The sequence below is a fragment of the Rhizobium leucaenae USDA 9039 genome (assembly GCF_000426285.1).
GTDB classification, from domain to species: Bacteria; Pseudomonadota; Alphaproteobacteria; order Rhizobiales; family Rhizobiaceae; genus Rhizobium; species Rhizobium leucaenae.
Map to the genome: position 1 here is coordinate 42,689 of NZ_AUFB01000026.1, position 10,977 is coordinate 53,665.

11 protein-coding genes and 2 pseudogenes are annotated in these 10,977 nt (G+C 57.3%); 8 read left to right on the plus strand and 5 right to left on the minus strand.

From position 1 onward, the window contains the following. Nucleotides 1-395: 395 nt before the first annotated feature. A complete protein-coding gene (locus K290_RS0127175) occupies nt 396-815 on the minus strand; it encodes an NUDIX hydrolase (RefSeq protein WP_425337612.1) in 420 nt (139 codons plus the stop codon). A 1,312-nt stretch (nt 816-2,127) separates the two neighbouring features. Here K290_RS0127175 and K290_RS0127185 point away from each other — a divergent pair. Continuing rightward, on the plus strand, nt 2,128-2,520 hold the full coding sequence (locus K290_RS0127185) for an ester cyclase (protein WP_028754776.1): 393 nt from the start codon (nt 2,128-2,130) through the stop codon (nt 2,518-2,520). A gap of 204 nt (nt 2,521-2,724) precedes the next feature. Here the strand turns inward: K290_RS0127185 and K290_RS0127190 are convergent, their stop codons facing one another. The 4 genes and pseudogenes from K290_RS0127190 to K290_RS0127210 all read right to left on the minus strand — a co-directional run. Continuing rightward, a complete protein-coding gene (locus K290_RS0127190) occupies nt 2,725-3,429 on the minus strand; it encodes an IS6 family transposase (RefSeq protein ID WP_028754777.1) in 705 nt (234 codons plus the stop codon). 189 nt (nt 3,430-3,618) lie between these two features. Then, nucleotides 3,619-4,224, minus strand: coding sequence for an RES family NAD+ phosphorylase (locus tag K290_RS0127195; protein WP_037136388.1), 606 nt, complete (start codon nt 4,222-4,224; stop codon nt 3,619-3,621). A 14-nt stretch (nt 4,225-4,238) separates the two neighbouring features. Beyond that, nucleotides 4,239-4,907: a hypothetical protein gene (locus K290_RS0127200; protein WP_028754779.1), complete on the minus strand. Its 669-nt coding sequence runs from the start codon at nt 4,905-4,907 to the stop codon at nt 4,239-4,241. A gap of 526 nt (nt 4,908-5,433) precedes the next feature. Beyond that, nucleotides 5,434-5,769: pseudogene (locus K290_RS0127210) on the minus strand (4Fe-4S dicluster domain-containing protein); the annotation flags it as partial. A 177-nt stretch (nt 5,770-5,946) separates the two neighbouring features. On the opposite strand from K290_RS0127210, the gene K290_RS0127215 reads away from it, so the two are divergent. From K290_RS0127215 to K290_RS0127240, 7 genes and pseudogenes are all read left to right on the plus strand, one after another. Beyond that, nucleotides 5,947-6,657: a GntR family transcriptional regulator gene (locus K290_RS0127215; protein WP_028754781.1), complete on the plus strand. Its 711-nt coding sequence runs from the start codon at nt 5,947-5,949 to the stop codon at nt 6,655-6,657. A 6-nt stretch (nt 6,658-6,663) separates the two neighbouring features. Next, nucleotides 6,664-7,449 (plus strand): transporter substrate-binding domain-containing protein, encoded by a 786-nt coding sequence (locus tag K290_RS0127220; protein WP_028754782.1) that lies wholly within the window; start codon nt 6,664-6,666, stop codon nt 7,447-7,449. A gap of 76 nt (nt 7,450-7,525) precedes the next feature. After that, entirely contained in the window at nt 7,526-8,197 is a 672-nt protein-coding gene (locus K290_RS0127225) for an amino acid ABC transporter permease (RefSeq protein WP_028754783.1), read from the plus strand. Then, nucleotides 8,194-8,853, plus strand: coding sequence for an amino acid ABC transporter permease (locus K290_RS0127230; RefSeq protein WP_028754784.1), 660 nt, complete (start codon nt 8,194-8,196; stop codon nt 8,851-8,853). Before K290_RS0127225 ends, K290_RS0127230 begins: the two co-directional genes overlap by 4 nt. Then, entirely contained in the window at nt 8,831-9,556 is a 726-nt protein-coding gene (locus K290_RS0127235; RefSeq protein ID WP_028754785.1) for an amino acid ABC transporter ATP-binding protein, read from the plus strand. The genes K290_RS0127230 and K290_RS0127235 overlap by 23 nt, the downstream gene beginning before the upstream one ends. A 192-nt stretch (nt 9,557-9,748) precedes the next feature. Next, nucleotides 9,749-10,117: pseudogene (locus K290_RS38495) on the plus strand (ISL3 family transposase); the annotation flags it as partial. Between the two features lie 617 nt (nt 10,118-10,734). Beyond that, on the plus strand, nt 10,735-10,977 hold a 243-nt coding region (locus K290_RS0127240), incomplete at its 3' end, for a transposase (RefSeq protein WP_028750436.1).

Below are 10,977 nucleotides of genomic sequence, written 5' to 3' on the forward strand. Positions count from 1 at the left end.
CGGAGAGGATTAGCTGTCGCGGTATCGGCGCCGGTTCCTATATGCGGCTTTTGCAAAACTCCGTCCGCAGGATCTTGATGATCTCGTGCCGCGAGCGCCCTTCCGCGTGTAGGTCTAGCACCCGTGCAACAAGGCCAGCGTGATCATGGGGAATTTTCAGCTCGTCACATGCGTCGGTGATGATCGATCGGAGCGTTTCGACGTCGTCGAGATTAAGCGCGAAATCCGAGAACAGGCCCAATTCCACCTCCTCATCCGAGGGGCAGCATCATGCGTCTGCTAGCCGCAAGCTCCCACATCCGCATGATAATCGGAAGTTTTGTGCAGTCCAGTTAATTGAGCCGGCAAGGACGGGCGCCGTGCCGTAATTCCTGCCTTCACTGGCCATCTTCAAGTCAGTCGCCGCTCTCAAGATCGCGCAGGCGCGTAAACAGACCTTTTAACTCAGGCTCGCGTACGCGTCGCGCTGCTTCGGGGAGCGGCATCCATTCCGTCGTCCGCTGCCCATGCTCGGGGAAATTGTCGCCCTGGCTCTCAACAGCCAGGAGGTGGACCTGCACAAGTGAGGGAACGGACTTTCCGGCTTCGAGAACCTTCAAATAGGTGAAATAGCCGATTGGCTTCTTTTTGACCTTTCCTTTTATGCCGGCCTCTTCCCAGGCTTCTCGCTCGGCCGCTTCATGTGCTTTCAGCCCCTTGATCGGCCACCCCTTTGGGATCGTCCACCGTTGCGTTTCCCGGGTGGTGATCAAAAGGACCTCGATATGGCCCGCGCCATCGGGGCGATAGCAAATCGCCCCGACCTGCTCGGCCATATTGCCAGCCATCAACGCTTCTGTATGAGCAGCAAGCCGAGCAAGATGAGGTTGGCTCTTGTTCATTGCACCTCGACGCGGTTCGCAAGCATGACGTTGGAACCCTGATACTAACAAAATTTTGCTGAGCATTAAACCAACGTATGGCCCGTGCCCGCGGGCCGTAACGTTAAGGAAAAGCGGCTTGTAGGATTGGGAGGATTCGACCAACTGGCTTTTAAACAAGCTTTTGCTGATTTATTATCGGTCCCATGGAACGTGTTCGCATCGACTTGTTCAGACACGGCTGGGCTTCTCTCGCTATGAGATACCCCAGCTCTTCGCGCATATTCCTGTCTCGCTCCGTCTCTTCGGGAGCTATGCCACACGCTGAAGCATGCGCCTCCTCGGTTCGCCCCCCGTGCCGCACGTGAGCTGCTGCGCACCACCCAAGTCCACCTTTGATAGTTGTTGGGCGTTAAGCGCTCCAGCATCGTTACTGCGTCCTGATGCGAGCTCGATCAAAGATCACCGGTTCGTCAGTCAGATGATGTCCCAGTGAATACAGCCAACCAGCCCGAAAATCTTGCTCGTACAGGCCGCGCCTCCGCCGGGGCTAGGCGGCGCATATTCATTCATCAGTCGCCGCCCCGATTATTTCAGCAAAACCTCATGGCCTAAGTAGCCATTCCTTGGAACCTTCTTCTCATTTGATGGTTGCAATGGACCACTTTTCGCGGGTGGAAAATGGTTGATTCAAAATATCGCGCAGTGAAGGATGGAAAGTCCTGGTCCGTTATAGATGCCAGAACGAGGGACGTCGTCACCTACTCGGGCGTCGTTCTCGCCGGACTAAGCGAGAGTGTCGCGAAAGATCTGGCGGAGCTGCTCAACCTGAAACATCCTGACGACCGACCCCCCACGCCTCTGCCGCGGTGACGCCACCTATTCAAACCCAACAAACAGGGTTCCGAACGCATGCTGCAATTGGAGGCGCTCGAGAAGATTCGAGAGCGATCGATGACTTCTTACGATCAGGCTCGCCCTGACAAGGCGCACGAGCATCTTTCGGCCTTGAGGCCGGTGAGATTGCAATGCAGGAGTTCGAGGTCCGGCTGGCCCAAAGCTTGAAATAACCGTACCGGCTGTAACCATTGACGGGACCCCCTGAAGCCAGGAGGGACGTCGGACCAGCAAAAATGTTTGTCCGGTTTCACGAACATCGCGTCGTCAACGCCGGACAGAACGTGCCACAGGAGCAACCGGAGGAGTTCGCGCGCGCTGTCTCCTGAGGGTCCACGAGCAGATCAATTGAAGCCCAAGGAGGAACGAGATGACCGCCCCACTTTCGGAATTGTATCAAGAATATATCGATTGCCTCAATAGCCGGGACTGGGACAATCTGGCGAACTACGTCGATACCGAGGTCGCCTACAACGGAGAGATCGTCGGACTTGATGCGTATCAACAGGCGAGGGAGAAAGAGGCTCGTGATATCCCCGACCTGTACTACAAAATCCGCATCCTGGTCTCCGACTACAATACGGTGGCGAGCCGCCTCGAATTTGACATCAGCCCGACCGGTGAGTTTCTCGGCCTTCCCGTCAATGGCCAGCGCGTGTCGTTCTGCGAAAACGTCTTTTACGAATATAAGGGCGGCAAGATTGTCCAGGTATGGTCGGTGCTCGACAAAGCCGCGATCGAGGCTCAGCTTTTCCTAAGGTAAACCAGACCGACTGCGACTAGGCTTTCCAGGGACGATGCCCTTGGCATCAGGTGCCACCGATGGAATCATGGGTTTCATCGTGGTCGACGACCGACGCTTCACAATCAACATTTTTCGGCATCGTTTCAGGACATGGTTCAGGGGGCGATGTCACCTTAACTTGAATTCGGATGCACGTTTGACGTTCGGCCTTCGGGATTGATCTCAGGCCATAGCTCCCGCCGCAGCTTTCCACTCTGCGATCGCCTGGATGCGGTGAACGCGGTTTTGGAATGCGGAGCGTTGTGAGCTGGGCGGGACGAAGAGGCTGCGGACAGCGGAGAAGACAAAGACGAAGCGCTGAAGGCCTTCCGGCGATCGGAAGCCTTGCATCATCCGCTCGCGTTTTCGCAGCAGCACATGAGAGTTCTCGGCCCGGTCGTTCAGACCTTTTTGGGGTCGGTGTTCGATGTGCGGCATGACCTGTCGCCGGGCTGCTCCATAGGAGCGCAATTTGTCAGTGATCATCCGCTTCGGTGCGATACCCTGCTTCTTCAGAAGACGGGCCAGCAATTGCTTGGCGGCCTTGGTGTTACGGCGGTTCTGAACGATTTCGTCAAGCACATACCCGTCTTGATCGACCGCCCGCCATAGCCAGTGTTTCCTGCCGGCGATGATGATGACGACCTCGTCCAGATGCCACACATCGTTCCCGCTGGGCTTCTTGCGGCGAACGCGGCGCGCATAATCCGGGCCGAATTTCTCTCCCCACCGGCGGATCGTCTCATAGGAGACAGCAATGCCGCGCTCCAGCAGCAATTCCTCGACAAGACGTAGGCTCAGCGGAAACCGAAAGTAGAGCCAGACCGAGTGGGCGATGATCTGGGGCGGGAAGCGATGACGCTTGTAGCTGACTGGCGAGGTGCTCATGCAAATGCCTCTATCGCAGCCGATCCTCACAAGTTCGTTACCGTGACATCGCCCGAACGACAATCACGGTCACAGAGAAACCGCTCGCGCCGAATGACCGCCCCACAAATCGTCATGCTCCCAAAATTCGTGCGGCGGGAGTCGAGTGCGAAGAGCTCAAGACACTACAACGTTGAAGCGCACGGTCGATCAGACGATCGCTATCGCGAAGTCATCCAAGATTTGCGCCACTTCCTTTCGAAAATCCAGAAGCGGTCCGGCAGCCGTTACTCTTAGTTTTGTAAGCGCGCGATCGAACAGGACGATATTGGTTTCGCCATTCAAGCGAGAATCGTAGATGATCCCATCGGGTTTCTCGTCGTGAAGCCAGAGTGCTCTTGACCATTGCTGCCCGAGTTCGTGCGAAGCGGCACGGGCAGCATCAGTTGGAATCCGCATCCGCAGCATACCGTCCGAGCGCAGGTCCGCGAGCCGAACAGGTTCAATGGTCGCGACAGAGGCGCAGGACACCTCCAGAAGTTCCCCCATGCCGATAGGGAAGGTGCCCTTTGATCCGATCGCGCGCTCGCGCAAGATCGCTTCGGCGAAGCAGACCTTGATGCTGCTGCCGAAATAAACGACGCCGAAACGATCAGGAGGAGTTAGGGCAATTTCAGGATCACTGAAGCGACTCGATCCGAAGCCGTAGCCAAGCGGATCGGGATACCGGCTTTGGTAGAGCCGGTACCACGATGCCACAGAGGTCAGTACATGAATCACCAGTTCGCGCGAACCAAAGTCGGTTGGCGGAAGCAAATTCGATGAGATGCTCAGGAGAAATCACCTTTGCCAATCGAGCGTGCTGCTCCCACTGCATCTTCGATCCTGCCGGCGCGCAGCATTTCGAGACCTGTTCGACCGCCAAGGCTACCGCTTTCCTGCAAAAGGAACCGGTACACCGCCCAAGGGTGCCCGTTCAAAGCCTCAAATAGTTGCGCCAGGCCACCAAGTAGTTGGCCGTCATCCCCAATTTGCCATTTTGGAAACCGCACGCCTCGCTTCGCTCCTTCGAGCCCGAGAACCTCGTGACGCTTGCGCTTTTTGTTCACCGTCTCGCGTGTGGAGCCGATCTCATCGGCAAACTCGTCTGCGGACAACATCTCGGGCCGCTTAAGGATCTCAGCGACACGCTCGCTCCCGCGCTGCTTTGCGGCCGCGAGGGCTATATCCAGAGCGTCCTTTTGTGGTGTGATCTCCTCGATCTCGATTTCGGGTTCTTCGTCCGAGGATCGAATGACATATGTCACACGAACGGTGCCGCCTGTGTTCTTGGCGCGTATGACACCTTCGGAAACGCCAGAAAGCACTCGCGCAGCGGTCGCGCGGGCCGCTGCTTTTTTCTCAAAGAGTGGCTCCCATTTACCAGCATATCCGGTAATTAGATTGCCGCGACGCTCGGTGCGCTTGCGGGAACCACCTTTCTTATCGGTCATAGCCATAGGCACCTCCGCATAGAATATGGAGTATCTCGTCAAGTTCGTCAACTTCGTCAGCCAAATTCCATCGAACTTGAATCATAGGTGCGAAGGATAGCGGACGCCGGATATTGATGTTATGAAATGACATACCGCATAATGCGGTTTCTGCAAATAACTATTGAAGTCTCAATAACTTAGGTTTGGCAGCTTGGTGCCGCGGGTTCCAATCCCCTCAACTGCAACGCAGCATCTTTGAAGGCACACAGCGCTCCAGTCGACTGAGATCAGGAAGCGGCATTCTGACTCGGGCTGCGCGGCCGACCGCCCTTCGCGTGGCCTGGTTCAAGGCTCCCCTCTATTGAGGCGCCACTGGACACGAATGCGCCAGCGCCATTTGTACACAGCCGGCCCGCTCGTATTGTTGGCCAATCGCTGCGGACCCTGTAGAGAAAACTCTTCCAGAACATGGAAAGCTATGTGCTTCCCGTCCGAATTCGACTGCCCCATCCTCAGCTCCTCCGCGAGTTTCGATCTCAATTCAAGTCGATCACATATTCGGATATGCCGGTCCTTCTCGGCCCCGCGGCGGCACCCAGTTGATGTTCTGGTTGGAGTCCTTACTGTCGCAGTTCTTGAAGTGCACGCAGTTCTGGGCGTCGGTGACGAAGACGTCCTCGCCATCCTTCTCAACCCATTCATATACGCCGGCCGGACAGTAACGAGTCGACGGGCCAGCATAGCTGTTATGTTCGGAGCGCTTCTGCCGGCCCATGTCCCTGACCTGCAGATGTTCCGGCTGATCTTCCTCATGGTTGATGTTCGAGAGAAACACCGACGGTAGCCGGTCGAAGGTCAGGATCCCGTCCGGCTTGGGATATCCCAACAGGCGGATTGGCAAGCTGGCGCACCTTTTGGGAGTTAGCAGAAACGGATGATCATATTTTGAGCGGCTCTTATTAAATCCGCCGAATGACCTGCGCATTTTTGAGCATTCGAGACGTTCGCACCGTGCCCTTCCGTGCGATTTCAAACTGGCATGAAAGCTGCGTGTCAGCTTTGTATGCAAGATAGAAATGCACAACAGCCGACGCAGATCAACATCGAAGCGTCCATTGTCTCCGGCATTTTGTCGGCGCGTATTCGCCCCGGCACACGGCTTGGTGAAAGCCAACTGGCCACACTATTCGATGTGTCTCGCACCCGCATCCGCGAGTCGATGATGCGCCTCGAAACGCGAGGCATCGTTACGGTCAGCCCACGTCGCGGCTGGTTCGTGGTGGAGCCTTCGGCAGAAGAATCGATGAAGGTCTACGAGGCCCGGCGCATCATCGAGTTCGGGCTGCTGCGCAATCTCTCCACGGTCAGCGAGCAGGATCTGGAAATACTGGCCCGTCATCTGCAGGAGGAGAAACTTGCGATCGCGAAGGGCGACCGCCAGCGCCTGACCTGTCTGATGGGCGATTTCCACATCCGCATCGCCGAGATCGCGGGAAACGAAATCATCGTCGAAACGCTGCGCGACCTGACGGCGAGAACGATCCTCATCTCGATGCTCTACCAGTCCGACTTTCATGCGCAGGAATCTCATGACGGACATTGCCGCATTTTCGAGGCGCTGCAGGAGGGAGACTTCAACGCCGCCGCCGAACTTGCGATCCGCCACCTCGATGAAGTCGAAACGGGGCTCGATCTCACCCATAGGCCGGACCCGCTTTCGGACCTGCGAAATTCGCTTTCACTGCCTCCCTTATCCTCTGAACCCAAGGAGTAAATCAGCATGTTTTCCAGACGCTCTTTCCTTGCCATTGTCGCCGTCTCGGCGACGCTTGGCTTCGCCCCTGCCTCCTTTGCCGATGCCTTGGGCGACATTACCGGTCGCGGCACTATCCGCATCGCCGTCCCGCAGGATTTTCCGCCGTTCGGCAGCGTCGGCACCGATATGGCGCCGCAGGGTTATGACATCGATGTCGCCAACCTTATCGGCAGCAAGCTCGGCGTGAAGGTAGAGCTGGTGCCCGTGACCAGCGCCAATCGCGTTCCCTATCTCCAGACGAACAAGGTCGATCTCGTCATCTCGAGCCTTGGCAAAAACCCGGATCGCGAGAAGGTCATCGATTTCTCCGCCGCCTATGCGCCTTTCTTCAATGGCGTCTTCGCACCGAACTCCGTGGCTGTCACGAAAGCAGAGGAACTGTCCGGCAAGACGGTCGGCGTAACGCGCGGTGCGGTCGAGGATCTGGAACTGACCAAGATCGCGCCGGCCGACGCGACCATCAAGCGCTACGAGGACAATAACGGCACGATTTCCGCCTTCCTTTCCGGCCAGGTCGACGTCGTGGCAACGGGCAACGTCGTCGCGGCGGCCATCCTGGCCAAGAACCCGCCGAAGCGGCCGGAACTCAAGTTCCTTATCAAGAACTCGCCCTGCTATATCGGGCTCAACAAGGAACAGCCGGCGCTTCTCGAAAAGCTGAACGGCATTCTGGCGACCGCCAAGACGGATGGCTCACTCAATGCCATCGCTCAGAAATGGCTGAAAACCGACCTGCCGAAGGACCTCTGAGAAATCTTCCGAAACCGCGCACCGGCTTAATGGACGGGTCGGTGCGCCGCTTTCGCCATCGAAAGGAAGCAATCGGGTGAATTACAAATTCGATTTCGGATGGCTGCTCGACTATTCCCCGCAGATCGTCAAGGGTGTTCTCGTCACCCTCGAGCTGATCGCCATAGGCGGAATTTTCGGCATTGCCTTTGGCATATTCTGCGCCTGGGCCCGCGCCCTTGGGCCGAAGTGGTTGCGGCCGCCGGTTGCCGCCTATGTGGAGCTCATCCGCAATACGCCTTTCCTTATCCAGCTCTTTTTCATCTTTTTCGGCCTGCCGTCATTGGGGCTCCAATTGTCGGAACTGACGGCAGCCAACATCGCCATGGTGGTCAATCTCGGCGCCTATGGCTGCGAGATCATCCGCGCCGGCATTCAGGCGACGCCGAAGGGGCAATTCGAGGCGGGCGCAAGCCTGGCGATGACCCGTTTCGAAACATTCCAGCATGTGGTGCTGGTGCCGTCCTTACAGCGCATCTGGCCGGCGCTTTCGTCCCAGGTCGTCATCGTCATGCTAGGATCTTCTGTCGTCTCGCAGATCGCCGCCGAGGATCTGACATTTGCCGCCAACTTCATCCAGTCGCGCACCTTCCGCGCCTTCGAAGCCTACATGGTCTCCACCATTATCTATCTCCTGCTCGCAATCCTCCTCCGGCAGGCGCTCGCGATGGTCGGCGGCTTCATCTTTCCGCGCGGGGGAATGAGATGATCGAATTTACCACCTGGGATATTTTGAGAAATCTCCTGCTTGCCGCCCGCTGGACGGTGCTGCTTTCGCTCGTCTCCTTTATCGGCGGAGGCATCGTCGGGCTGCTGCTGCTGTTCGCGCGCATTTCTCGAAAAAAATGGCTCCGGAGACTTTCGAAATATTACGTCGAGCTGTTTCAGGGCACGCCGCTGCTGATGCAGCTCTTCATCGCCTTCTTCGGGCTTGGCCTGTTCGGCATCGATGTCCCGGCCTGGCTGGCGGCGGGCCTGACGCTGGTATTATGGACGGCAGCGTTCCTGACGGAGATCTGGCGCGGCTGTGTCGAGTCCGTTGCGAAAGGCCAGTGGGAGGCTTCCGCAAGCCTGGCCTTGGGCCGCTTGCAGCAGATGCGTTATGTCATCCTGCCGCAGGCCATGCGTGTCGCCGTGCCGCCGACGGTCGGCTTCATCGTGCAGGTGATCAAGGGCACCGCGGTCACCTCCATCATCGGTTTCGTGGAACTGTCAAAGGCCGGCACGGTGGTCACCAACGCCACATTCCAACCTTTCGTGGTCTACGGGCTTGTAGCCCTTATCTATTTCGCCCTGTGCTGGCCCTTATCGAAGAGCAGCCAGATTCTCGAAAGGAAGCTTAATGTCGCTCATCGAAATCACTGAAGTCTGCAAGAGCTACGGTGCGAACGAGGTTCTAAAAGGCATCAACCTCGATGTCGAACCCGGGGAAGTCATTGCGATCATCGGCAAGAGCGGTTCCGGAAAATCGACGCTGCTTCGCTGCATCAACGGGCTAGAGACCATCTCGGCCGGTTCGATCGCCGTCGCCGGGTCGCAACTGCTGGACGACGACCTTCATCTCAAGGCCCTGCGGCTGAAAGTCGGGATGATTTTCCAGCAGTTCAATCTGTTTCCGCATCAGACCGTGGGCGGCAATGTCATGCTGTCGCAGATGGTGGTGAAAAAGACGCCGAAGCCCGAGGCGGAAAGCTTGGCCCGCAAGATGCTGGAGCGTGTCGGGCTGGCGCACAAGTTCGACGCCTATCCGGACGAGCTTTCGGGCGGTCAGCAACAGCGTGTGGCGATCGCACGCGCGCTTGCCATGCAGCCGATCGCGCTGCTGTGCGATGAGATCACGTCCGCGCTCGATCCGGAACTCGTGGCGGAAGTGCTTTCGGTCGTACGCGAACTGGCATCGGAAGGCATGACGCTGCTGATGGTGACGCACGAGATGAAATTCGCTCGCGACGTCTGTTCGCGCGTCGTTTTTATGCATCAAGGCAAGGTGCATGAGATCGGCCCTCCGGGAGAGGTCTTCGCCAATCCGCAAACTTCGGAGCTGAAGCAGTTCCTTGGATGGAATTGAGACCAGGCTGTTTTTCGGAAAGCCAGGGTAAGCGCCTGCAGCAATTGGCTGAAGGAGCCTCGCAACTCTGGGGAAGCGCGCGTTCGGACTAACAAAAGGCGGCCCGAGGCCGTGTCGTTTTGCATCTAATCGGGGTCTTCCTCACTTTGTGTGGCTAACAAATCGTTGGCATTCCCGCTGCTAAGGGCGGGCATGCCAACGAAATCGAGATGGTCGCCCGGTTCGGGAATTAAGGTGCAAAGCGTAGTGTCCGACGGCGAGGGTGATTGGCTTGTGTCTGCTTGCGGACCATCGTCGGGCATATGCCCTGATCGCGGACATTGGAGCGCAAGTCGGCACCGCTGGTCGTACCGCAGTCTCCAGGACCTGCCGATCCGGGGCAACGAAGTGACAGTAAAGCTCCAGTTAAGCCGCTGACGTTGCAGGTGTCGGCAGTGCAAGCGGCAAACATTCACCGACCCGATCCCGGCGATTGCCTAGCCTTACGCACGCCGGACAAGGAGGGTCGCCGAAATAGTCGGCCTGCTGGGTCATAGCACCGGCGGACGGCCCGGAGAGCGCTTCAACTGCCCCCACGATTTTTAAAGGGGGAGAAGATCGGAAATTAAAATTTCCCGGTAGCGATAGGTCCGCGCAATGGCCTTGATCTGACGACCAGAGCGACCAAACGCTTGCCGAACCGTCACGACGGAAGAGGCTAAAACTGGTGCCATCACCTGCAATTGCGAAGCGGGCTTCGTTTGCCGGCGCCGGTTATCCGTACACTTCGATGTGGTTGCCAATCGATATTCATCTTCTTTGCTCGTGACTATTCGCCGGAAATTAATCTGTCGTACTCGTCCGCGCAGGCAATGATCGGAGCGTCAGCTCTGTGGTGGTGTTGGTTTCCACAATTGCGCAAAGTGCAGCATTTACAGCCACGGACGTAGGCTTGCATGCCATCATTGCCTCAGGAACATTCAAGCGGGCCTGCATCTCTCGGCGTCGTTTGGCTGCCGCTTTTGCTCTTCAGAACCAGGTGCGTTTTCATGCCTACTGCAGGTCAGCATCCGCCGATCTTCTTTTTCCGGTTACCCGAGGATGACGTCCCGAGAAGTGGTGTAGCAGGATAGCGGTGGTCATCGGCTTTTTCCGGTAGGGTTGGGTTGTTCAAGCACAACCTGATGGAAAGACCACCGATGACCAATGACATGATGGACCTCCGCTCGCTTGTTGAGAAGAGCGCTGATGCGGATTTGCTGCGCGAGATGATTGGCTTTGCCGCCGAGAAGTTGATGGAGCTAGAGGTTGGCACGAAGACCGGTGCGGCCTACGGCGAGAAGAATGACTTTCGACTTGCTCAGCGTAACGGCTATCGCGACCGCGACTGGGAGACCCGAGCTGGCACCGTCGAACTTCGGATTCCAAAGCTGCGCACCGGC